Origin of the sequence: Terrabacter sp. 2RAF25, assembly GCF_052115265.1 — a bacterium.
GTDB lineage: Bacteria > Actinomycetota > Actinomycetes > Actinomycetales > Dermatophilaceae > Terrabacter.
Genome location: NZ_JBFRGJ010000001.1, coordinates 387,365 through 409,732 on the forward strand (window position 1 = coordinate 387,365; position 22,368 = coordinate 409,732).

Below are 22,368 nucleotides of genomic sequence, written 5' to 3' on the forward strand. Positions count from 1 at the left end.
GTCTCAGCCATGCGCTGCGCGGCCCCCTGCCGGCGGCGGATTGCTCACTCGCGACGGCCCTGCAGCGGGTGCTGCTGGTCTGCGAGGTCGAGGAGCTGGTCACGCAGCCAGCGGTGGCCTGGGTCCTGGTCGGTGCGCGACGTCCACGCCATGATCTCGGTGATGGGCTGCAGACGGCGGATCGGTGGCTCGAGCAGGCGTATGCCGGCCGCCTCGCCGATACGCAGGGCGAGGCGTTCGTGGACGAGTGTGATCAGCCGAGTTCCCCTGAGCAGAAAGGGGGCCAGGCCGAAGCCGGCCGTGATCTCGGTCCGGCGCGGAACGCCGAGGAAGTCGAGCTGCATCTCGGCGAGCGAACGCCGGTGGCCTGACGACGTCGCGAGGTAGGGCAGCGAGCCGAACTGCTCGAGACTGATCTGGTCGCCGACCTCCGGGTGGTCCTCGTCGACGGCCACGACGTAGCGGTCGCGGAACAGGACGCGGAAGTGGAACTCGGCGTGGTCCTCGAAGGCCTCCTGCGGGATGACCAGCAGGTCGGCCCGGTGGCCGCGCAGCTGTTCGGCGAAGTCGTCGCCCGTCGGGAAGATGCGCAGCCGGATGCCCGGGGCGTCGGTCGACAACCGGGCGATCAGCGGCTGGAGGAACGTCATCGTGAGGTAGTCGTTGGCGATGATCGAGAAGGTGCGCTCCGCCGACGACGCGTCGAACCGATCTCGTTGCGAGAGAACGCTGTCGATGCCTGTCAGCAGCTCACCCACCGAGATGGCGAGCGACTCTGCCAGCGGAGTGGCGACCAGGCCACGGCCCTCACGGATGAGGAGCGGGTCGTCGAAGAGCTTGCGCAGCCGGTTCAGGGTCGACGACATGGCGGACTGTCCGACCGACAGCCGCTGCGCGGCCCGGGTGACGCTGCGCTCGGTCATCAGCATGTCGAACGCGACGAGGAGGTTGAGATCCACGCGGTGCAGGTCCATGGTCAGACAATATCGATCTGGTCAATGTCGGGCATCACAAATGATTGTTTGAACACATGCCCCCTGCGCCTTTAGCGTCCTTCCTGTGACCTGCACCGCCGCGGTCACCACGCGGCGGACGGGTCCTCCCCGGAAGGAGACCACCACTCGTGACCAAGCCCCTGATCACCCACCTGCGACACGTGGCGATCGCCGCGCCGGACCTCGACCGGCAGCTCGCGTTCTACCGCGACCTCTGGGGTCTGACCCTCACGGAGTCTGACACCGGCGTGCACTTCCTGGCCGCCGAGGGGTCACCGGAGAGCTACGTCGTGCGGCTCCGCAAAGCCGACGACAAGCGGCTCGACCTCGTGGCGTTCGGGGCAGCCTCGGCGGCCGACGTCGACACGCTCGCCGTCGAGCTCACCCGGAAGGGTGTGCAGGTCATCCACGAGCCGCGCTCGATCGACACCCCCGGCGGCGGCTACGGCTTCCGCTTCTTCGACGGCGACGGGCGCGTTGTCGAGGTGTCCAGCGACGTCGAGACGCGGACCTTCCGCACCATCGAGGAGCGCGAGTCGATCCCGGTGCGCCTCTCGCACTTCGTGGTCAACTCCGCGAACCCCGAGGCGACGGTCGCCTGGTACGTGGAGCACCTCGGCTTCAGGCTCTCCGACACCCTGTGTCTCGGGGCCCGCGGCGACTTTATGTGGTTCCTGCGCTGCAACGACTGGCACCACTCCTTCGCCGTGTCACGCGCGCCGCACGTCGCCGTCAACCACATCTCTTTCGAGCTGCGCGGCGTCGACGAGTACCTCCGTGGCACCGGTCGCCTGATGCGAGAGGGCATCCAAAAGGTCTGGGGTCCGGGTCGCCACCACGCCGGCGACAACACCTTCTCGTACTTCATGGACAAGGCCGGCAACACCGTCGAGTACACGACGGAGCTGCAGACCGTCGACTGGGACGAGCACCACCCGTCGGTCCACGACGTGACCAAGCCCGAGCTCATCGACCAGTGGGGCACCGCGAACCAGATGAACGAGTTCGTCGCCAAGCAGATGTTCAACGACCCCGACCGCGGCGTCCACGTCGCCCCACCCCTCTGAGCCCCCCCTCAGCCCCCGCAGACCCCCTTGAGAAGGACCACCGAGATGACCACTGGCGAGTACAAGTCCGAGGCGTTCGCCACGCCCGTCGACTCCCTCCTCGACCGCGTCGAGAAGAGCATGCAGAACGACCTGGTGCCGGCCGAGATCTTCAACAGCGAGGAGGTCTTTCGCGCCGAGATGGAGCGCATCTTCACCCGCGTGTGGGTGTTCGTCGCGCACGAGTCCGAGATCCCGAACGCCGGAGACTTCGTGCAGCGGCGCATCGGGATGGACCCCGTCATCGTCACCCGCGGCGGCGACGGCGCCGTCAACGTGCTGTCGAACTACTGCCGCCACCGCGGTTCGCAGGTGTGCCAGACCGACGCCGGCAACTCTCGGTTCTTCACCTGCCCGTACCACGGGTGGACCTACTCCAACGACGGCACGCTGGTCGGCACGCCGATGATGCACAAGGCGTACGGCGAGCCCCTCGACCCGAACCTCTGGAGCCTCAAGAAGGCCCCGAAGGTCCAGTCGCACAACGGTTTCGTCTTCGCGTCGCTCTCCGAGGACGTCCCTCCACTCGAGGAGTGGCTGGCCGGCGGCGCGGGCTGGATGCTCGACATCATCACGAAGCTCAGCCCGGCCGGCATGCGCGTCGCGGGGCCCCCGGAGCGCTACATCGTGCACGGCGACTGGAAGACCGCAGGCGAGAACTTCGCCGGCGACGTCTACCACCTGCCGACGCTGCACTTCTCGGTCCAGGAGGTCGAGATGATCCAGGGCATCCAAGCCACGTGTGACATCTCCGCCACCTACGAGTTCGACAACGGCCACTCCTTCATCGGCCACAAATGGACCGAGGCGATCGGTGACTTCTTCACCTACTCCGGCTACGGCGCGGTGCCCGGCTACGTCGAGAACTTCGACCTCAGCGAGTACGACGACACCGCCAAGTGGGTCGCCGAGCACTGCCCGCCGACCGTCGGAACGATCTTCCCCAACTTCTCCTTCATCCGGATCTTCTCGCCGCTGCCCGACGGTCCGCCCGGGGTCTTCACCAGCTTCCGCCAGTGGCAGCCCGTGGCCCCCGGCAAGATCGAGCTCTGGAACTGGCAGTTCGTGTGGAACTTCCAGGACGAGAAGTCCGCCCAGCGCGACTACGTCGGTGGGCAGTACTGCTTCGGCTCGGCCGGCCTCTACGAGCAGGACGACACCGTCGCATGGGAGGGCGTGCAGCGCGCGGCCGCCAGCCCCTGGATGCGCAAGGAGGGCCTCGAGTTCAACTACCAGCAGGGCCAGAAGTCCCCGATCGACCTGAGCCCCGACCCCGACTGGACGGGCCCGGGCATACACCGCAACACCACGTACGGCGAGTACGTCCAGTTCAACTTCCTGCGCCAGTGGCTCAAGACCATGCGCGAGAACGCACCGAAGGGCATCGAGTCATGAGCACCCCCACCACCACCGGCCACGCGGCCCACGAGGTGCAGGCGAACGTGACCGCCCGCCCGGTCTCGCCGGAGACCTATGCCGTCGCCGCGCAGTTCCTTGCGCACGAGGCCCGCCTGCTCGACGAGGGCCGGGACGACGAGTGGCTCGACCTGCTCGACGACGAGCTGCTCTACACCGTCCCATTGCGACAGGCCATGCTGCCGCAGACCGACGAGGTCAACCGGAGCGCCTGGCGCATCCGCGACACCAAGGCGCACGTCGTGACCCGCGTGCGGCGCGGCGACCAGGGCCACGCCTATTCGGAGGTCCCGCCCTCCCGGGCGCTGCGGGTCATCGGGTCAGTCGAGGTTGCGCACACCGACGTCGACGACGTCATCGCCGTCCACTCCGCCCTGCTCGTCTACCGCCAGCGCGGCATCGACGTGCACTTCGACCTCATCCCGGCCCGGCGCAGCGACCTGCTGCGCCTGACGCCCGGTGGCCCGCGCCTGCTGCGCCGTGAGGTCGTGCTCACCGAGACGACCCTGAAGACGCCGAACCTGGGGGTGTTCCTGTGACGAAGGTGCTCCTCGACCAGGGACTGTGCCGGGCTTACGGCCTCTGCGTCACGGTCCACCCCGAGGTCTTCGCCCTGCCGCCGGGAAGCCCCGTCGGAGTCGTCATCCGCGACGTCGTCGATGCCGACGATCTCGAGGACGTCCGCGAGGCCGTGCGGGCCTGCCCCGCCCAGGCGATCTCCCTCGTGGAGGAGTGATGGCACGCTTCCCGACCGGCGTCGTGATCGTCGGCGGCTCGGCTGCCGGCCTGTCGGCCGCCGACGGCCTCCGCGAGGGCGGGTATGCCGGGTCGATCACGGTGCTCGACGAGAACGTCGAGCCCGGCTTCGACCGGCCGATGCTGTCCAAGGGACTGCTCGCCTCCGACGCAGCCGCACCCCTGCGGCTGCGCACCGACGCGCGGCTCGCGGAGCAGGACGTCACGGTGTTGCCCGGCCACCGCGCCATGGGGCTCGACATCGACCGTCGCCTGGTGGTCACGAGCTACGGCGAGGCCATCCCCTTCGAGCAGGTCGTCATCGCGGCCGGTGTCGACGCTCGCCGGCTCGCCACGACCTCGGGCAACCCGCTGCCGGCGCTGCGCAACCTGTGCGACCTCGAGGCCCTGCGCGACATGGTGACGGGGCACCGGTCGCTGACGATCGTCGGCGGCGGCTACGTCGGGCTCGAGGTCGCGGGGGCCCTGCGGCCCAGAGGAGTCGACGTGACCGTCGTCTGCCCGAACGCGCTGCCGCTCGTCCACGCGCTCGGGCCCCACGTCGCCGCCTGGCTTCGCGACCTCCACCTGGGCGAGGGCGTACGCCTCCGGCTCGGCACCCGGGTCGACGCCGTGCGCGAGTCCTCCGACGGTGGCTACGCGCTCGACCTGAGCGACGGCACCAGCGCCCGAGCCGAGAGCGTCCTGGCGGGCGTAGGTGCAGTGCCGAACACCGACTGGCTCATCGGGTCAGGTGTCGCCCTCGACGACGGCGTCCTCACCGACGTCGCGGGCCGCACGAACGTGCCGAGTGTCTGGGCCGCCGGCGACATCGCCGCGACCTTCGACCCCGCGACCGCGACCGACCGACGCTTCGACCACTGGACCCACGCCATCGAACAGGGGCGCCGCGTCGGCCTGAACATCGCGAAGGCAGAGGCGCTCCCCGTCGGGTCGGCCCCCTACGTCTGGACCGAGCAGTTCGGCCGGACGCTCCACCTCGTGGGGGAGCGGCGCTCGGACGACACCGACACCGTGGTTCGCGGCGCGTTCGACGACGGCGCGTTCATCGTCCTGCACGGCCGCGACGACGAGCTGCACGCCGTGACGATCTGCGGCTTCCCGGCAGCCGTCCGCACCTACAGGAAGCTGCTGCGCGCACCCGCGACCGTCGCCGACGCCCTCGCCGCCGCGCCTGCCTGACCCGAACCCCCACCGCTGTCCGCGGCTCCCCGCGGACCGAACGAAAGTCATCTCATGACCCTCCTCGACGACCACGTCGTGCTCATCACCGGCGGCGGCTCCGGCCTCGGCCTCGGCATCGCCCGCCACTTCCGCGAGCAGGGCGCCCAGCTCGCGATCCTCGAGATCTCCGGGGCCAAGCTCGTCGACCTCAAGGCCGAGTTCGGCGAACACGTGCTGCTCCTGCAGGGTGATGTGACCCGGGTCGACGACCTCGTGGCCGCACGCACGGCCGTGCTCGACCGCTTCGGCCGCATCGACGCCCTCGTCGGCGCGCAGGGGATCTTCGACGGCAACATCCCGCTGCGCGACATCCCCATCGACAAGGTGCAGGGCACCTTCGACGAGGTGATGCACGTCGACGTGCTCGGCTACATCTACTCGGCCCGAGTCTTCCTCGAGGACCTCGAGAAGACCGGCGGCGCAATGGTCTTCACGTCCTCGACTGCCGCGTACGCCGCCGACGGGGGAGGGCTGTTCTACACCGCCGCGAAGGGGGCGGTCCGGTCGTTGATCAACCAGCTCGCCTTCGAGTTCGCCCCGAAGGTGCGGGTCAACGGCGTCGCCCCGTCGGGCATCGCGAACAGCCAGCTCCAAGGCCCGCGCGCGCTCGGCCTCGAGGGCCACAAGCAGTCCGACATCCCTGTCGAGGACTTCACCCGCCAGTTCCTCTCTCTCACGCTCATGCCCACGCTGCCGACGCCGGAGGAGTACGCCCCGCTCTACGCGTACCTCGCCTCTCGCCACAACACGACGATGACCGGACAGACGATCGTCGCCGACCAGGGCCTCTTCAACCGCGCTGTCATCAGCAACGGCCAGGCCGACCGGCTGGGGCAGTGACCATGTTCCGCTACTTCCCGACGAACTACGTGTGGAGCCTGTCGGTCAGCATCGCGATGAACTGCGGCGGCCAGATCGGCGAGATCGAACAGATCTGTGCTCCCTTGCGCGACCTCGCCGACGAGGGCGACGACGCCGGCACCGAGAAGTTCTTCGAGTCCTGGTGCGACTTCGCCGACGGGCTCGTCGCGCAGGCCGAGCAGGACCTCGCCGACGGCCACCCGCTCTCCGCGGGGGCCCGCTACGCCCGCGCGTCGGTGTACTACCTCGTCGCCGAGCGCATGCAGAGCCGCCACTACGCACCCCGGCAGGAGGCGTACCGCAAGTCGGTGGAGACGTTCGCCCTCGCGATCCAGCACAACCGGGAGCGCGCCGAGCTCGTCGAGATCCCTTACGAGGGAGCGTCCTTCCCCGCTGTCCTCCGGCTGCCCGAGGGGGAGCGGCCCGAGACAGGCTGGCCGGTCATGGTCTTCTGCAACGGGCTCGACTCGATGAAGGAGATGCTCTACCGCCTCGGCCTGCCCGCCGAGCTCGCCCGACGGGGCATCGCGACGCTGTGTGTCGACCAGCCCGGCACCGGCGCATCCCTGCGCGAGCGGGGCCTTCCGGCGGTCCACGACAGCGAACGCTGGGCCGGAGCCGCCGCCGACCATCTCGAGTCGCGCGGCGACGTCGACCCGGCCCGCATCGGGATGAGCGGCGTTTCCCTCGGCGGCTACTACGCGCCGCGCGCGACGGCATACGAGAAGCGCTTCAAGCTCTGCGCGACCTGGGGCGCCAACCACGACTGGGGGCAACTGCAGCAGCGGCGGCTCCAGCGCGAGGGCGAGAACCCCGTGCCCCACTACTGGGACCACGTGCAGTGGGTCTTCGGCAAGAACAGCCTCGATGAGTTCATGGCGTTCGCCCCCCAGATGAGCCTCGAGGGCATCGTCGAGCGGATCACCGTGCCCTTCCTCGTGACCCACGGCCAGGACGACCGTCAGATCCCCATGGAACTCGCGCTTCCCCAGTACGAGAACGCCGTCCACAGCCCCGACCGGCAGCTCAAGGTCTTCACCCTCGCCGAGGGCGGCTCCTCGCACGCCGGCGCCGACAACGAGTCCGTCCCGGCCAACTACATCGCCGACTGGGTGGCCGACCGGCTGTAGCCGCCCACCCGCCTCGCTCACCGAACAGCCCTGCAGCCGACGAGCCGCAGGGTCGGCCCCGCCATGCGACCGAAAGACACAACATGACCACCACCGCACCTCCCGAGAAGGGCTGGACCGTCGGCACCGACGTCGGCGGCACCTTCACCGACCTGTGGCTGCGCTCACCCGAGGGGGAGTCCTGGGTGTGCAAGTCGCCCACGACCTCCGACGTCGTCACCGGCGTCGTCCGGGCCGTCCACCTCGCCGCCGACACGGTCGGCACCGACGTACGAGAGCTGTGCTCGCAGGTCACCCGCTTCGGCCACGGCACGACGGTCGGCCTCAACGCCCTCCTCACAGGAAGGACCGCACCCACCGGTCTCGTCACGACCGCAGGCTTCGGCGACGTCCTCGAGATCGGTCGCCTTCGCCGGGGGACCGCAGGCCTCCAGGGACTCGAGCTCGGCGACTACCACCTGCGTGGACAGGTACCCCCGCTCGTGCCGCGTACCCACGTCGTCGAGGTGGCCGAGCGCGTCGACGCCGACGGCGTCGTGCGGACACCGCTCGACGAGGACTCGGTACGGGCCGCGGCATCGCGTCTGCGCGACCTCGGCGTCGAGGCCGTCGCCGTCTGCCTGCTGTGGGCCACCGAGAACCCCGCCCACGAGCTCGCCGTGGGCGCGCTCCTCACGGAGGAGCTCCCGGACGCCTTCATCTCCCTCTCGCACGAGATCGCCCCGTCGGTCGGGGAGTACGCGCGCGCCTCGACCACCGTCGCCAACGCCGCCCTGGGCAGCACCGCCGGGCGCTACCTGACACGGCTGGAGAGCGAGCTCGCCGCGCTCGGCATGACGGCTCCCATCATGATGACGACCAGTGCCGGCGGGGTCGTGCCGGCCCGCACCGTGACCGAGCGGCCCGTGTCGAACCTGCTGTCCGGTCCCGCCTCGTGCGTCGTCGCCGGGCAAAAGCTCGGCGCCGCGCTCGGGGCCACCCACGTGCTCACCACCGACGTCGGCGGCACAAGCTTCGACGTCGGGGTCGTCGTCGACGGCGTCCCGCTCATGACCGACCAGATCACGTTCGGCGGCGCCGACATGAGGGTGCCGAGCATCGACATCGCCTCGATCGGCGCCGGCGGCGGCTCGATCGCCTTGGTCCAAGGTGGCGTCCTCTCCGTCGGGCCGCGCAGCGCCGGCGCCGAGCCCGGGCCGGTCTGCTACGGCAAGGGCGGCACCGAGCCCACGACCACCGATGCCGACCTCGTGCTCGGTGTGCTCGACCCCGCCCAGTTCGGCAGCGGCGGCATCGTGCTGGACCGGGACGCCGCGGCGGCCGCCATCGAAGAGAAAGTGGGCCGTCCGCTCGGGCTGAGCGCCGTCGAGGCCGCGCGTGCCATCCGTGTCGTCTTCGACAACGCCATGGCCGACCTGCTCCGAGCGGTCACCATCGAGCGAGGCCACGACCCGAGGGAGTTCACGCTCGTGGCAGGCGGCGGCAGCGGTCCCTCGCACGCCTGGGCGCTCTGCCGCGAGACCGGCCTCGCCGGTTTCGTCGTGCCGCCCACGGCGACAGCAGCTTCCGCATTCGGCGCCGGCACGTCCGACCTGCAGACGACGGCGTCGCGCACGGCATACCGCCGGCTCCTGCCCCAGGTCGGGGTGACCGACGAGGACGCCCGAGTCGTCGCCGCCGCCGTCGTCGAGACGCAGGAGCGTGCCCTGGCCGCGCTGCCCGGCAGCGCCGGAGCAGACGGTCGCGCCGTCACCCACACCGCGTCGATCCGCTACTTCGGGCAGGCTCACCACCTCGACGTCGACCTCGGCGACGCCGTCGGCCGCGACACGGTCGTCGACCTGCTCCGCACCTTCGAGAAGGACTACGAGCAGCTGTGGGGCCAGGGTTCCGGCTTCAAGGAGGCCGGCTTCGAGATCCTCTCCGTCCGGTCCGTCGCGTCGCTCGCCGCAACGCCGGTGACCGGGCAGGCCTCCGGCGACCTCTTCCGCCACGTCGACACGCGGCCCGTCGTCTTCGACGACCCCGACCGCCCCGACGCCACCGCCGTCCTCGAGGCGCGCCGTCCCGCACCGGACCAGCAGGTCACCGGGCCCGCCCTCATCTGCCTCCCCGGGTGCGTCGTCGTCGTGCCGCCCGGCGCTACCGCGAGCACCGACGCTCTCGGTCTGATCCACGTGAAGGTGAGCTGATGACCACGACCATCGACGTCTCCCGGGTGTCCACCGAGGGCGCCGGCACCGACCCCGTCGTTCGCCAGGTCGTGCGATCGCGCCTCGTCGCGATCACCGACCAGATGCGGCTCGCGCTGCAGTCGGTCAGCGGCAGTCCCACCGTCACAGAGGCGAGCGACTTCTTCACCGGCATCTACCTGCCGGATGGCGCCTTCGTCACGATGGGCCACCAGGTGACCTTCGAGGCGCCGCCCGTCGGCGCCCTGATCCGCCACCTGCTCGCCAAGGGAACGGCCCTGCGCGCCGGCGACCGAATCATCGGAAACGACCCCTTCGTCGGCGCGCTGCACCAGAACGACGTGCAGATGTGCGCGCCGATCGTGGTCGACGGCGAGCTGCTCGGCTGGGCCGGCGTCATGGCCCACGAGACCGACATCGGCGGGATGGACTTCGCGTCGTGGTCGCCGAAGGCCACCGAGGTCTGGCAGGAGGGGCTGCGCATCCCCGCGGTGAAGCTCGTCGACGCCGGCGAGCTGCGCGAGGACGTGCTCGAGATGATCCTCACCGCCTCGCGGCTGCCAGCCCAGGTCGGCCTCGACATCAGGGCGTTCATCGCCACCCTCAACGTCGCGGCCGAGCGGCTCACCGAGCTGTCGCACCGCTACGGCAGGGCGACCGTCCTGTCGGTCATGCACGCGATGGTCGACGACGCCGAGGTGCTCGTCCGTGCGCGGCTTCGTGAGCTGCCCGACGGGGCCGTGCACACGCGCGACTTTCTCGAGCACGACGGGCACGAGAACGTGCTACACGTCATCGACTGCGTCCTCACGAAGCGCGGCGACAGCTTGTCGTTCGACTTCTCCGGCTCGTCACCGCAGGCCCACGGCTTCGTCAACTGCTCGCGTGCCGGGCTCGTCGGTGGTGTCGCGGGCGCGGTCATCCCGACGCTCGGCTTCGGAATCCCTTGGAACGAGGGGATGCTGCGACCGGTCGAGATCACCGCGCCCGACGGTCTCGTCTGCACCGCCGTGCCACCAGCGCCGGTCGGATCGGCCACGGTGGAAGCCGTCTGGACCGTGAGCAACGTCGTCTCCGCAGCCTTGAACCGACTGCTGCTGGCGTCGCCGGCCTATGCCCACCGGGCCCAGGCGGTCAGCAGCGGCACGATGGCGACCTTCAACCTGTCGGGCCGAGACCGGCACGGACAGGTCTTCGGCCTGCACCTCATGGACCCGCTCGCCGGCGGCTTCGGGGCGTTCGCCGACCACGACGGCCAGAACGCGGCCGGGCCGATCAACGCACCCTGCCCGTCGATCGCCGACGTCGAGGTCAACGAGCAGAAGAACCCGCTCTTCTACTCCTACCGGCGGCTCGCCGCCGACACCGGAGGTGCCGGCCGGCGTCGCGGTGGCGTCGGTGCCGAGGTCGGGATCACCGTGTCGGTGCCCCGGGCCGAGGCGCTCGTCATGACGCACGGCGCCGAGGTGCCCAACTCGGCCGGCATCGGCGGAGGTCTGCCGGGCGGCCTCATCCACCAGCGCTTCACCGCCGCGGGTGAGCCGGTGGCCGAGCTCGGGCCCAAGCCGGGCTCGTTCCCGATCACGCCGGCCGACCTCTTCGAGGTGACGTGGCAGGGCGGCGGGGGCCTGGGCGACCCCCTCGACCGCGACCCCGCAGCCGTGCTCGCGGACGTCCGCTACGGCGTCGTTTCCATCGAGAGCGCGCGCGAGACGTACGGCGTCGTCGTGCAGGAGTCGGGGGACGCGTATGACGCCGAGGCCACCACACGCGTACGCCGGACGGGTCGAGCCGCTCGCCTCGGCGTCTCCGTCGAGGCGCTGCTCGACCCCGCACCCGTGCCGGAGACGTTGCCGGCCGGGACGGTCCGGCTCGGTGACCGCGTCGTCGCGGACCACGACCCGGAGCGCGGCTGGGGGGCGCGGACTCTCGACGGCGCCGTGCTGGCGCAGGGGTCCACCCGGTGGCGCGAGGGCGCACACCCGTTTGCGCTCGACCTGCCCGCCGCTTCCGGCCGGTCGCTGCATGCCGATCTGACCGTCACCGGCTGGGCCTGCCCACTGACCGGTGCCCTGCTCGCCGTCGACGTCCACCAGCGAGGGCACGAGCCGTTCCACGACCTCGAGCTCGCCCCGCTCCCGGTGATTCAGCCCACGAAGGAAGGTGCCCGATGACCCGCAAGGTGATCCTCACCGTCGCGCCCACAGGCGGCATGGCCACCAAGGCCCAGTCGCCCCACCTGCCGGTCACCCCGCAGGAGATCGCCGACGACGTCGCCCGGTGCTGGGAGGCCGGGGCCAGCGTCGTCGCGGTCCACGCGCGTCGGGCCGACGGGCTGGCCACGTGTGACCCGGACGTCTACTCGCAGATCAACGGCCTGATCCGCGAGCGCACCGACATCGTCATCAACAACTCGACCGGGGGAGGCATCCACGGAGACCTGCCGATCCGCCTCTATGACGAGCTGTGGGAGCTCGACTGGAACGAGCGGATCAAGGGCATCGAGGGCGTGGGCTGCGAGATGGCGACCCTCGACTCGCACACCATCACCGCCACCTTCGAAGGCCGCGAGCACCTGGTGACTACAACACCCGCGCGTTCGCGGTGGCTCGCCGAGCAAATGGCCAAGCGCGGGATCAAGCCGGAGTGGGAGGTTTTCAACCTCGGCCACATCCTCTCCGACTTCACCACCCTGACCGCCGAGGGCCTGGACCGTGCTCCGTACTACTGCAACATCGTGCTCGGCGGCCACCGCGCCTTTCAGGGCGCCCTGCCCTACACTCCCAAGATCCTGCAGATGCTCGTCGAGCACCTGCCCGAGGGAACCGTCTGGGGCGTGTCCGGCATCGGCCCGACGCAGCTGCCAGCGACCACCCACGGCCTGCTGCTCGGCGGGCACATGAGGGTCGGCTTGGAGGACAACCTCTACTACTCCAAGGGCCGGTTGGCGACGAACCTCGAGCTGGTCGAGCGCGCAGTGCGCATCATCATCGAGCTCGGTTACGAGCTGGCCACGCCGCGCGAGGCCCGGGACATGTTGGGCCTGAGACAGCTCGCGCCGATGAGCGCATGACGACGCACCGGTCCACGGGTGTCGTGCGGTTCTCCGAGACCGACGCGTCAGGTCGGTTCCACCACGCCTCGGCCCTGCTCTGGGCCGAGAACGCGGAGCACGAGATCTACCGGGCTGCGGGTGTGCCCGTCGAGGCGTTCCCCCGCCGCGCGGTCAGCGCCTCCTTCGAGCGGCCGCTCGTGCACGGCGACGCGTATGCCGTCGAGCTCGTCGTCACGAAGCTCGGTCGCACGTCGGTCACCTGGGCCTGGCGGGTGGTGAACGAGGGACTGACGGCCGTGACCGGCTCGCACACGGCCGTCCACGTCGACCCCTCCGGTCGACCGACGGCCCTACCGGACGCCCTGCGCCGAAGGCTGGACCTCGGCGGCTACGGACCTCTGACGCCCGACGCGACGGTCCCCGGGGTCAGCGGCGGTCCAGCTCGCTGACGAGCGCCTCGATGCGCCTGCGGATCTCGTCGCGGATCGGCCTGACGTGCTCGAGGTCCTGGCCGGCCGGGTCGTCGAGCACCCAGTCCTCGTAGCGCTTGCCGGGGTAGAAGGGGCAGGCGTCGCCGCAGCCCATGGTCACCACGACGTCGGCCTCGCGCACGGCCGCGTCCGTGAGGAGCTTCGGCGCCTCGGCCGCGATGTCGATGCCCTCCTCGGCCATGGCCCGGACCGCGACGGGGTTGACCTGGTCGGCCGGCGCCGATCCGGCGGACAGCACCTGGATGCGGTCGCCCGCGAGGTGCTGGAGGTAGCCGGCCGCCATCTGGGACCGGCCCGCGTTGTGCACGCAGACGAACAGGACGGTGGGCCGGTCGGTCGAGGAAGTGCCGGTCATGGGTGCGGCCTTTCGGGCTGGAGGTCTGGTCGGAGGTCTGGGCGGCGTACCGGGTGGAGCAGGGCGACGGCGCCGAGTCCGAGCGCGCCGCCGAGCAGCTGGGCCACGACGAAGGCGGGCGCGCTGGCGGGCGCGATGCCGGCGAAGGTGTCGGTGACGGTCCGGGCGACGGTGACGGCCGGGTTCGCGAACGACGTCGAGCTGGTGAACCAGTAGGCGGCGGCGATGTAGCCACCGACGGCGTACGCGACGCGGCTGGCGTCCGCACCTCTGAGCGTGCCGAAGACGACGATCACGAGTCCCAGCGTCGCGACGACCTCACCGAGCCACAGTCCCGAGCCGGCGCGAACGTGCTGGGAGGCGGAAACGGCAGGCAGGTCGAACATGAGGTTGGCGACCACGGCGCCGACGAGGCCGCCGGCGACCTGTGCCGCGACGAGCGTTGCGGCGGTGCGGGTGGAGATGGTCCCCAGCACCCGCTCGAGCACCGTGACGACCGGGTTGAACGAGGCCGACACCGGATGCAGCGCCAGGATCAGGGCCACGAGGACGGCGCCGGTGGCGAGTGAGTTCTCGAGCAGCTGCAGGCCGACGTCGCCCGGGGAGAGCCGGCTCGCCGCCACGCCGGAGCCGATGACGGTCGCGACGAGGAAGGCCGTGCCGATGAGCTCTGCCGCGGCCTTCTGGCGCAGCCTCACGACGTGGAGTCGGAGATGAGCGTCGCCAGGGACGCGAGCGCTGTCGGGATGGACCGGTAGTAGACCCACACGCCGCGCTTCTCCCGGTCGAGCAGGCCGGCATCGTGCAGCACCTTGAGGTGGTGGCTGATCGTCGGCTGGGACAGCTCGAACGCGTCGTTCAGGTCGCACACGCACGCCTCGCCACCCTCGTGGGAGGCGACGAGCGAGAGGAGCCGCAGGCGTACGGGGTCGGCGAGCGCCTTCAGCATCGGGGCGATCTGCTCGGCAGCCTCGTGGCTCAGCGGCTCGCGGCTCAGCGGGGAGCAGCACGCGACCGCCTCGACGGGCGTCAGGGTCAACATCGAAGAATTCGACACCCGTCGATATTGACAGATGTCGATGTGTGGGTGCAACCTCGGACCAGCGACACATCGACAACCATCAATGTCTAGGAGCCGTGACCGTGAACCGCATCCAGCTGGCCCTCAACGTCGACGACCTGCAGGCCTCGATCGACTTCTACTCCACCCTCTTCGACGCGCAGCCGGCCAAGGTGCGCCCGGGCTACGCCAACTTCTCCATCGCTCAGCCGCCCCTCAAGCTCGTCCTGATCGAGCAGCAGGGGCAGGGCGGCAGCCTCAACCACCTCGGTGTGGAGGTGGACGACGTCGACACGGTCGACGCCGAGCAGAGCCGTCTCGCGCAGCGGGGTCTGGCCACGCTCGACGAGCGCGGCACGACCTGCTGCTACGCCAAGCAGGACAAGTTCTGGGTCGAGGGCACTCCGGACGGCGAACGCTGGGAGGTCTACACGGTGCTCGCCGACAGCCCGACGTTCGGTGCCGCGCCGGCGGAAGGCGGGCCGTGCGCCTGTTGCGGCCAGGCCGTGCCGGTGGACGAGGGAGCCGACGCCGCTGCCTGCTGCCCGGCCGGGTGACCAGGCAGCAGACCGTCCGGGTGCGCGGTTAGCCTGCGAGCATGGCGATCACCTGGGCCCAGGCACTCGCGTGGCGCATGGGCCAGCACCTGCTCGAACCCGTCGGCGACGCGTCGGTCACGGGTGTCGTCCGTCGGCTCGGGGCGGTCTCGGCCAAGCACCAGGGCGCAGCCGAGCTGGCCGTCGGGCTGCGGCGGCAGGGAGCCCGGCCGGGCGACGTGGCCCGAGCCCTGGCCGAGGGCGAGGTCGTCGCGGCCTACGCCTTCCGCGGCGGGGTGCACTACCTCGCGCCCGACGACGGCGGGGCCTACCTCGCACTCCGGGCCTCCGGACGGCAGTGGGAGCTGCCGAGCTGGCAGGACTACTACCGGCTCACGCCCGCCGACTGGCCGGTGTTCCGAGCGGCGGTGCGCGAGGCGCTCGCCAACGGGCCCAAGACCATCCGCGACATCGGGGCAGCGGTGACGCGCCGGCAGGCGTTCCGCCACCTGCGTCCCGTGTTCGACGAGGGAGCCGGCACCCTGGTCAAGCCGCTGACGTGGCAGGGCGACATGGGATTCGGGCCGACACTCGACGGTCAGAGCACCTTCCAGCGACTCGACGCCAACCCGGCCTGGGCTGGGGTGTGGCCGCTCGACGAGGCGGGACCGCACGCCGTCGAGTCGTACGTCCGGGCGTACGGCCCGGCGACGGTCGAGCACGTGCGCTACTGGCTCGGCAGCGGACTGAGCGCCGGCGGCCGGCGCCTCGACCGCTGGATCGCAACCCTCGGGGAGCGATTGGTGGCCGTCGACGTCGAGGGGGAGGACGCGTACGTCCTCGACGAGCAGGTCGACGACCTCATGGCGGCCCGACCGACCGACGCGGTGCGGCTCCTGCCGGGCCACGACCAGTGGGTCATGGGCCCCGGCACCAAGGACGAGCACGTCGTGCCGGCGGCCCTGCGCACCGCGGTGACGCGCGGGGCGAACCTCGTCGTCGTCGGCGGGGTCGTGGGCGGAACGTGGTCGGCGTCGCGCGACGTGGTCTCCGTGACGTGGGGAGCTAATGGCGACCGACCGGCCGACCGGCGGCTCGCGGCCGAGACCGCACGGCTCGCGGACGTCCTGGGCCGGCCCCTGACGCTCACCCCAGYGAGGTGAGAGCCCGCGTCGTGCGACCCGAGCGGGCTCAGCGGGCGACGCTGATGGACCTCGTCGGCAGCGTCATGATCTCGGCGCCGTCCGCGGTGACGGCGATCGTGTGCTCGCTGTGCGCCGTGCGGCAGCCGGTCGCGCTGCGCAGCGTCCAGCCGTCGGCATCGGTGACGAGCTGGTCGGTGTCCTCCATGACCCACGGCTCGAGGGCGAGCAGCAGGCCCGGGCGCAGCGTGTAGCCGTGACCGCGCCGACCGTTGTTGGGCACGTGCGGGTCCTGGTGCATCGTCGACCCCACGCCGTGGCCGCCGAACTGGGTGTTGACGGCATACCCGGCCGCCTCGAGCACCGTGCCGATGGCGTGGGACACGTCGCCGATGCGGGCCCCGGGACGCACCGCCTCGATCGCGGCAGCGAGCGCTCGCTCCGTGGTCTCGATGAGCGCGACGCTGTCGGACGGTCGCGTGTCGCCGACGACGAAGCTGATCGCCGAGTCGGCCACCACCCCGTCGAGCGACACGGCCAGGTCGAGCGAGAGGAGGTCGCCGTCGGCCAGGGTGCGGTCGTGGGGCAGCCCGTGGAGCACGGCGTCGTTGACGGACGTGCAGATGTGGTGGCCGAAGGGCCCGCGTCCGAAGGGCGGCGCGTAGTCGACGTAGCAGGACTCGGCGCCGGCCTCGTCGATCATCGACCTCGCCCACCGGTCGATGTCGAGGAGGTTGGTGCCCACCTCGGCGCGCGTGCGCATCGTCTGGAGGATGTCGGCGACGAGGGCGCCGGTGGCCCGGGCCCGGGGGAGCTGGCTGGGGTGGAGGATCTCGATCATCGCGCAGCCTCTCTCGGTGCCGGCCATCGAGCGTCACGGGTCCCGGCGGTCACGGGCACAGGTCTAGCACGTCGGGACGGCGGCGCCAGATGTCGCGCGACAGCTGTTCGGGATACGCCCCGTCCGACGGCAGCACGTCGAAGAGGTGAGCTGTGCCCGAGCCGTATGCCGGCCAGCCCGGATCGCCGCGCACAGCGAAGTCCGTCCACGCCGTGCGCATCTGCTGCGAGACCGCCAAGGCCTCCGGTGTCGGGTTGCCGATGAGCATGGCCGGCTGTCCCGAGGTCAGGTTGCCGAAGACGAGCGGGACGTCGAGTCCGTGGCACGCACCGAAGGTGCCTCCCATGCCGGGGGCGGGCCAGGTGAGCTCGTAGAGCCAGGCCGCGCCCCCCGCAGCCAGCTGCGCCTCGGCGAGGTGGAGCGACGGCATACGGAAGAGCCAGTCGGACCGCACCACCTCGTAGAGCTGCTCCGGATCGGGAAAGGTCGCGTGGTAGCGAGCCGGGTCGGGTGCGAAGACCTCGGCCGTCCGTGCCGCCTCGGCCGGGGTGATCGTGCCGGCGCGACCGGTTATCGCGGTGAGGAGGCGCTGCTCGTCCCGCGTGTGCCCGACGAGGAGGGGCACCTCGCCGGTGAGGCCCTCCCACGGCGTCGCCGGCAGCACGTCGCCGTCGACGACGGGGGCGAACAGGACGGCCGCGTGGGCGGCCCGGCCCCACCGTTGCGCATACCTCTCGACGTCGTCGGCCATGGCGTCGGAGACGGCATCCGCGGCGAGGGGCAGCAGCTGCGGGTCGGTCGTGGCCAGCTCTCCCGGCTCGATGTCGAGCTCCGCGGCGCACGCGGCGGTGATGTCGGCCGCCAGCGCGGGCGTGAAGAAGGTGCCCGGGACGCTCTGGGCGATCGCCTGGTGGAAGAGGCCCTTGGCCCGCGGCATGGCGAGCAACGCCGCCACCGAGCCCCCGCCGGCCGACTGGCCGAAGACGGTGACGCGCTCGGGGTCGCCGCCGAACCGTTCGATGTTTCCCCTCACCCACTGGAGCGCGGCCACCTGGTCGAGTAGGCCGCGGTTGTCGGGCCTGCCGTCGACGTGGCCGAATCCCTCGAGGCCCACGCGGTAGTTGAAGGTCACGACGACGACGCCACCCCGAGCGAGCGTCGCGCCGTCGTACTCGGGAAGGCCGGAGGTGCCGAACGCGTAGGCCCCGCCCTGAATCCACACCAGCACCGGAGAGCGGCCCCGCACGTCGTCCGACCACACGTTGACCGTCAGCCACTCGTCGTCATGGGCGAGTGTGCCCATCGCGTCCATCCCGAAGGCGCCGGACTGGGGCGGAGCCGGCCCGAACCTCGTGCAGTCGCGCACTCCGGACCACGGCTGCACGAGTCGGGGAGTGTCGAGGCGCACGGGAAGGGACGCGTACGGGATGCCGCGGAAGACCGTCAGGCCTGCCTCGGTCGTGCCCCGGGCGATCCCGCCACTGACCCTGACGTCGACGTGCACGTGACGATCGTCGCCGCAGCCGCCCTGCTCGCGCCACCCGTTTGGGCCCCGGGACAGGACCGGGGGGCAGGACCGGGGACAGGACGGGGGGACGCCGGAGGGGCCTGCCGCGGGCAGGCCCCTCCGGAGGTCGTGTCGTCAGCCGGTGGCTGTGACGGCCATCGCTGCCGCCTGGCCGGCGAGAGCTCGTGCTCGCGCGTCGGCCGCGCGGATGAGGGCCATGAGACGGCTGCAGTCCTCCTGCAAGGCCCCGGGCTCGGCTGCCGCAGAACGGTGCCCGCCGCGTTCCCCACGCTCGTCACGCTCGGCCTCCGGCGGCCGCTGGGACGAGGGGGTGTCCAGCACGTGGTGCAGGCGCACCACCGCGGCCACCAGGTCACGCAACCGGTCATCCTGCTCCGAGGTGGCCGCCAGCAACCGACGGAACACCGCCCGCAGCCGCGGCCCGGGGTCACACCCCAGCTCGGCCGCGAACACCGTGCGACACGTCTCGTACTCGCGGACCGCGTCCGCGTGCTCACCCCGACGCTCCAACGTCTCCAGCAGCACCAGCCACGCCGACTCGAGCAACCGGTCCCGCTCGATCGCCGCTCGTGCCCATCCCTGCGCATGCGCCAGGTCGCCGGCCTCCAACGCCGTCCGAGCCCCGTCCGCCAACGCCCGCAGCACCCGCGCCTCGTGCGCCTGCACCGCCTCCTGCAGCCACGGCAGGTCCGCCTCGTCCGGCACCAACGGCCGCGCCACCAACGCCAACGCCTGCACGTAGACCGCCACCGCCATTGCCGGCTCGCCCGCCAGCTCCTGCGCCCGCCCCACGAGCCGCGCGAAATCGATCACGTCCACCGACAGGCCGGCGGAGCCCGACGCGACGTCCCACCGGTACCCGCCCGGGACCGTCACGATCGGCGTTGCACCCGCCGGCGCACCGGGGGCCCCGGCCAGCCGCTTGCGCAGCAGGCTGACGTACGCCTCCAACGTGCCCAACGCTCCCGCCGGAGGCGTGTCCCCCCACAGGTACTCGATGATCCGACCCTTCGAGACCGGGTCGCCACCCTCGAGCAGCAGCGCCAGCAAGACGTGCCGCGCCTTGGCGCCGCCCAGGTCCCGCGGACCCAACGCGCCAGACCCGTGACCCACCACGAGCCCCCCACACAACCGCACCACAGGTACGCCGATTACCTCGTTCATGCTGATCCCCCCATTGCTGATCCCCTTGTTGCCATGGTGGGGGAGCTCGCGTCGTCCCGAGGCGGAATGGGAGCGAAGGGTGACCCCTAGTTTTTGGGCACCCGTTTTCTGACGCGATTGCGAATGCCGTGGTACCCCAACGGAATTGGGTCTCAGAACACGGATGAATCAGGGCGATCCGGACATGCCACGGGCCCCCGCTTGTGCGGGGGCCCGTGGGATCCTCTCTCGGCGGGCGAGGCTCAGCCGTTCGAGACGGTGAAGGGTGCGGTGGTGCCGCCCCTGTCGGACTTGGCGATGATGCGGCCGGGGTTCGTCGTCGGGACGTTGGTCCGCATGCGGACCGTCCAGTCGCCGATGCCGGGCGGAGCCGCGGCGACGACTGCGGCGGACGAGCCGACGATCTCCGCGCCGATCGAGCCGTCGGCGTTCACGCGGTACAGCTTGACCGTCGCACCGACCTGGTCACCGGTGCCCACGATCTTGAAGTCGCCCGCCTTCCACTTGGCCGACGAGATCGTGATGCGGTCGGTGGCCACCTGCGTCGACACGGCGAAGGCAGCCGACTCGGCACTCGCCGCCCCCGCGTTCAGGGCCTTGACCGTGAACCGGTACGGCGTGCCCGCCGTGAGGCCCGCGATCGTCTGGCGAGGGACGGTGGTCACCGGCGGCTGCGTCGCCAGCTTGGTGCCGGCGCCGTTGTAGGCGGTCACCTGCCAGCCGGTCACCGTGGCACCCGCAGGTGCGGCGTTCCACGTCAGGGCGACCGAGCCCTGCGTCGGCGTTCCCGTCAGTCCGGTGGGAACCGGCGGCGCCACGGCCGTGACCGGCGTGAAGGTCCCCTCGAACACCGAGGAGATGTTGCCGACCTGGTCGAACGCCACGATGTGCAGCGTGACCAGTGCGGTGACCGGGATGGACGTGCCCGTGAGCAGCTGCGCGCTGTCGGAGGGCAGGTTGCCCGAGACCACCGGAGTGCCGTCGTTGGTGAAGAAGACCTGGCCGTTGCTGACGACGCTGACCGAGCCGGCCTGCACCGGCGTGGTCGTGGTCCCACCAGCGGGGGTCACCGACAGTGTCGGGGCGACAGTGTCGACGGCGCCCATCTTGAACGGGATACTCAGCTTGGCACCGGCCATCGACCGCACCTCGAAGCTGTACGTCTGGGTGGCGTCGAGGCCGGTGAGCGTGGTCTGCGTGGCGCTGACGCCGAGCCGAACGCCGGCGGTCGACTGTGCGCCGGTCGTCGGGTCAGGAGCCGTGACGGCCTCGACGCTGTAGCCGGTGACCGGGTCGGCCGTCGGAACGGCCGTGACCGGGGTCCACTTGACGAGGGCCGTGGCACCCGTGCGCACCACCGATGCTGATCCGGCTGGCGCGGTCTGGTCGGCGGGGCCGGCAGGGCAGCCGCCCATGCCCGGGCCGCCGGCCTCGCCGAACTCGGCGATGGTCAGGCCCTGGCGGTTGCCGTCGGCGTCCTGGACCTCCCAGTTCATGGCCCGCTCGCCGAGGTCGGCGGCGGCCGCGACGTTGGCGGCCTCGAGGGTGTCGAAGACGTAGGTGGCCTTGAAGTGGCCGAGCGAGGGGAACTCCAGCGACGAGCTGTAGCCACCCCGCGGGGCAGCGGTCAGCGGTCCGGGCACGGCCCGGATGTCGCGCTTGCCGATGATCGGCACGAGGTCGGGCTGGATGATCCTCTGTTCGAGGAAGTTGCGGTTGACGACCGGGAGCGCGCTGGTCGGGTCCTCGTTGAAGGTCCCGTCGACGGTGATCGTGGTCCCGCTCTGCACCATGTCGTGGGTGACGGCCGCCGACGACGTGGTCGTGTCGTCCGACGAGCCGTCGGCGAAGGTGATCGAGACCTTGTCGCCCGCGATGATGTCGGGCGTGACGTTGAGGTTGGTCCCGTTGCCCCAGCAGACGCCGCCGGGGTGGTTGACCTCGAAGGCGACGTCCGTGCCGGAGACGACTCCGGTCGCGGAGCCGACGACCCCGACACCCGGACGGGTGACCTTGATGGTGGCCGTCTCTCCTGCGTGCTCGGAGTAGCCCTCGATCGAGACGAAGTCACGGTCGGGGAACACGGCGATGTTGTTCGGGAACGTGGGCACGGCCGCGGAGGCCGAGCCGGCGAGCATCAGGATGGGCGTGAACGCCAACCCCACTGCGGCAGTTGCGCCGATGGTTCCACGGATCCTCCGCCGTCGGGCGGCCCTGTCTTTGGACGTTGTTCGAGTTGGTCGCATCCAGATCCCCTCCTGCGAGCCATTTTGCGGACGGGCAAGGTGCCTATCCTTCGTGAGCCTCTACAAGATCGGCCGACCACCTTGTGCATTCCTTGGACGTCCGAGGCCCCCACGAGCAGGCTGACCGATCCGCCGCGCTTCGGTGGCATACAGGCCGATCGAGACGGAATGTCCGTTGCGCGAGGTTGTAAGGAAGCAGTGAGATCGTTTGCAGCACAGGATGATTCACATGAGAGGTGGGCTGTACACGACGACGGCCGGCCGCCGGTC

Annotated in this window: 21 protein-coding genes; 13 read left to right on the forward strand and 8 right to left on the reverse strand. The window is 70.9% G+C overall.

Annotated features, from left to right (window positions below; translation table 11 throughout):
* Window positions 1-44: 44 nt before the first annotated feature.
* Window positions 45-974: a LysR substrate-binding domain-containing protein gene (locus tag AB4091_RS01785; RefSeq protein ID WP_442290017.1), complete on the reverse strand. Its 930-nt coding sequence runs from the start codon at window positions 972-974 to the stop codon at window positions 45-47.
* Window positions 975-1,123: 149 nt separating this feature from the next.
* Between AB4091_RS01785 and AB4091_RS01790 the strand changes: the two genes are divergently transcribed.
* The 11 genes from AB4091_RS01790 to AB4091_RS01840 all read left to right on the forward strand — a co-directional run bounded on the left by AB4091_RS01790 (window position 1,124) and on the right by AB4091_RS01840 (window position 13,184).
* On the forward strand, window positions 1,124-2,062 hold the full coding sequence (locus AB4091_RS01790; protein WP_442290018.1) for a VOC family protein: 939 nt from the start codon (window positions 1,124-1,126) through the stop codon (window positions 2,060-2,062).
* A gap of 45 nt (window positions 2,063-2,107) precedes the next feature.
* Window positions 2,108-3,496: an aromatic ring-hydroxylating oxygenase subunit alpha gene (locus AB4091_RS01795; RefSeq protein ID WP_442290019.1), complete on the forward strand. Its 1,389-nt coding sequence runs from the start codon at window positions 2,108-2,110 to the stop codon at window positions 3,494-3,496.
* The gene (locus tag AB4091_RS01800; RefSeq protein ID WP_442290020.1) at window positions 3,493-4,056 is read left to right on the forward strand and encodes an aromatic-ring-hydroxylating dioxygenase subunit beta; all 564 of its coding nucleotides are present in this window, start codon (window positions 3,493-3,495) and stop codon (window positions 4,054-4,056) included. Before AB4091_RS01795 ends, AB4091_RS01800 begins: the two co-directional genes overlap by 4 nt.
* Window positions 4,053-4,253: a ferredoxin gene (locus AB4091_RS01805; protein WP_442290021.1), complete on the forward strand. Its 201-nt coding sequence runs from the start codon at window positions 4,053-4,055 to the stop codon at window positions 4,251-4,253. The genes AB4091_RS01800 and AB4091_RS01805 overlap by 4 nt, the downstream gene beginning before the upstream one ends.
* Window positions 4,253-5,455 (forward strand): NAD(P)/FAD-dependent oxidoreductase, encoded by a 1,203-nt coding sequence (locus AB4091_RS01810; protein ID WP_442290022.1) that lies wholly within the window; start codon window positions 4,253-4,255, stop codon window positions 5,453-5,455. The genes AB4091_RS01805 and AB4091_RS01810 overlap by 1 nt, the downstream gene beginning before the upstream one ends.
* A gap of 54 nt (window positions 5,456-5,509) precedes the next feature.
* A complete protein-coding gene (locus AB4091_RS01815; protein ID WP_442290023.1) occupies window positions 5,510-6,337 on the forward strand; it encodes an SDR family oxidoreductase in 828 nt (275 codons plus the stop codon).
* A 2-nt stretch (window positions 6,338-6,339) separates the two neighbouring features.
* Complete coding sequence (locus tag AB4091_RS01820; protein ID WP_442290024.1) at window positions 6,340-7,488, forward strand: alpha/beta hydrolase family protein; 1,149 nt, start codon at window positions 6,340-6,342, stop codon at window positions 7,486-7,488.
* Window positions 7,489-7,571: 83 nt separating this feature from the next.
* Window positions 7,572-9,680, forward strand: a complete 2,109-nt coding sequence (locus AB4091_RS01825) for a hydantoinase/oxoprolinase family protein (protein ID WP_442290025.1) — start codon at window positions 7,572-7,574, stop codon at window positions 9,678-9,680.
* Window positions 9,680-11,854, forward strand: a complete 2,175-nt coding sequence (locus AB4091_RS01830) for a hydantoinase B/oxoprolinase family protein (RefSeq protein WP_442290026.1) — start codon at window positions 9,680-9,682, stop codon at window positions 11,852-11,854. The genes AB4091_RS01825 and AB4091_RS01830 overlap by 1 nt, the downstream gene beginning before the upstream one ends.
* Window positions 11,851-12,753 carry a 3-keto-5-aminohexanoate cleavage protein gene (locus AB4091_RS01835; protein ID WP_442290027.1) on the forward strand — a complete coding sequence of 301 codons (903 nt, stop codon included), beginning with the start codon at window positions 11,851-11,853 and terminating at the stop codon, window positions 12,751-12,753. Before AB4091_RS01830 ends, AB4091_RS01835 begins: the two co-directional genes overlap by 4 nt.
* Window positions 12,750-13,184 carry an acyl-CoA thioesterase gene (locus AB4091_RS01840; RefSeq protein ID WP_442290028.1) on the forward strand — a complete coding sequence of 145 codons (435 nt, stop codon included), beginning with the start codon at window positions 12,750-12,752 and terminating at the stop codon, window positions 13,182-13,184. Before AB4091_RS01835 ends, AB4091_RS01840 begins: the two co-directional genes overlap by 4 nt.
* Here the strand turns inward: AB4091_RS01840 and AB4091_RS01845 are convergent.
* The 3 genes from AB4091_RS01845 to AB4091_RS01855 are packed head-to-tail and all read right to left on the reverse strand — an operon-like array spanning window position 13,162 to window position 14,623.
* On the reverse strand, window positions 13,162-13,581 hold the full coding sequence (locus tag AB4091_RS01845) for an arsenate reductase ArsC (RefSeq protein ID WP_442290029.1): 420 nt from the start codon (window positions 13,579-13,581) through the stop codon (window positions 13,162-13,164). The genes AB4091_RS01840 and AB4091_RS01845 overlap by 23 nt on opposite strands.
* Window positions 13,578-14,279 (reverse strand): aquaporin, encoded by a 702-nt coding sequence (locus AB4091_RS01850; protein ID WP_442290030.1) that lies wholly within the window; start codon window positions 14,277-14,279, stop codon window positions 13,578-13,580. The genes AB4091_RS01845 and AB4091_RS01850 overlap by 4 nt, the downstream gene beginning before the upstream one ends.
* Window positions 14,276-14,623, reverse strand: a complete 348-nt coding sequence (locus AB4091_RS01855; protein WP_442290031.1) for a metalloregulator ArsR/SmtB family transcription factor — start codon at window positions 14,621-14,623, stop codon at window positions 14,276-14,278. The genes AB4091_RS01850 and AB4091_RS01855 overlap by 4 nt, the downstream gene beginning before the upstream one ends.
* Before the next feature lie 101 nt (window positions 14,624-14,724).
* Between AB4091_RS01855 and AB4091_RS01860 the strand changes: the two genes are divergently transcribed.
* Window positions 14,725-15,198, forward strand: a complete 474-nt coding sequence (locus tag AB4091_RS01860) for an ArsI/CadI family heavy metal resistance metalloenzyme (protein ID WP_442290032.1) — start codon at window positions 14,725-14,727, stop codon at window positions 15,196-15,198.
* Between the two features lie 41 nt (window positions 15,199-15,239).
* The gene (locus tag AB4091_RS01865) at window positions 15,240-16,340 is read left to right on the forward strand and encodes a DNA glycosylase AlkZ-like family protein (RefSeq protein WP_442290033.1); all 1,101 of its coding nucleotides are present in this window, start codon (window positions 15,240-15,242) and stop codon (window positions 16,338-16,340) included.
* 28 nt (window positions 16,341-16,368) lie between these two features.
* On the opposite strand, the gene map is transcribed toward AB4091_RS01865, so the two are convergent.
* The 4 genes from map to AB4091_RS01885 form a co-directional block, all read right to left on the reverse strand.
* Window positions 16,369-17,160 (reverse strand): type I methionyl aminopeptidase, encoded by a 792-nt coding sequence (map, locus tag AB4091_RS01870; RefSeq protein ID WP_442290034.1) that lies wholly within the window; start codon window positions 17,158-17,160, stop codon window positions 16,369-16,371.
* Between the two features lie 49 nt (window positions 17,161-17,209).
* The gene (locus AB4091_RS01875; RefSeq protein WP_442290035.1) at window positions 17,210-18,664 is read right to left on the reverse strand and encodes a carboxylesterase/lipase family protein; all 1,455 of its coding nucleotides are present in this window, start codon (window positions 18,662-18,664) and stop codon (window positions 17,210-17,212) included.
* A gap of 138 nt (window positions 18,665-18,802) precedes the next feature.
* Window positions 18,803-19,852 carry an AfsR/SARP family transcriptional regulator gene (locus tag AB4091_RS01880; protein WP_442290036.1) on the reverse strand — a complete coding sequence of 350 codons (1,050 nt, stop codon included), beginning with the start codon at window positions 19,850-19,852 and terminating at the stop codon, window positions 18,803-18,805.
* A 242-nt stretch (window positions 19,853-20,094) separates the two neighbouring features.
* Window positions 20,095-22,011, reverse strand: a complete 1,917-nt coding sequence (locus AB4091_RS01885) for a fibronectin type III domain-containing protein (protein ID WP_442290037.1) — start codon at window positions 22,009-22,011, stop codon at window positions 20,095-20,097.
* Between the last annotated feature and the right edge of the window lie 357 nt (window positions 22,012-22,368).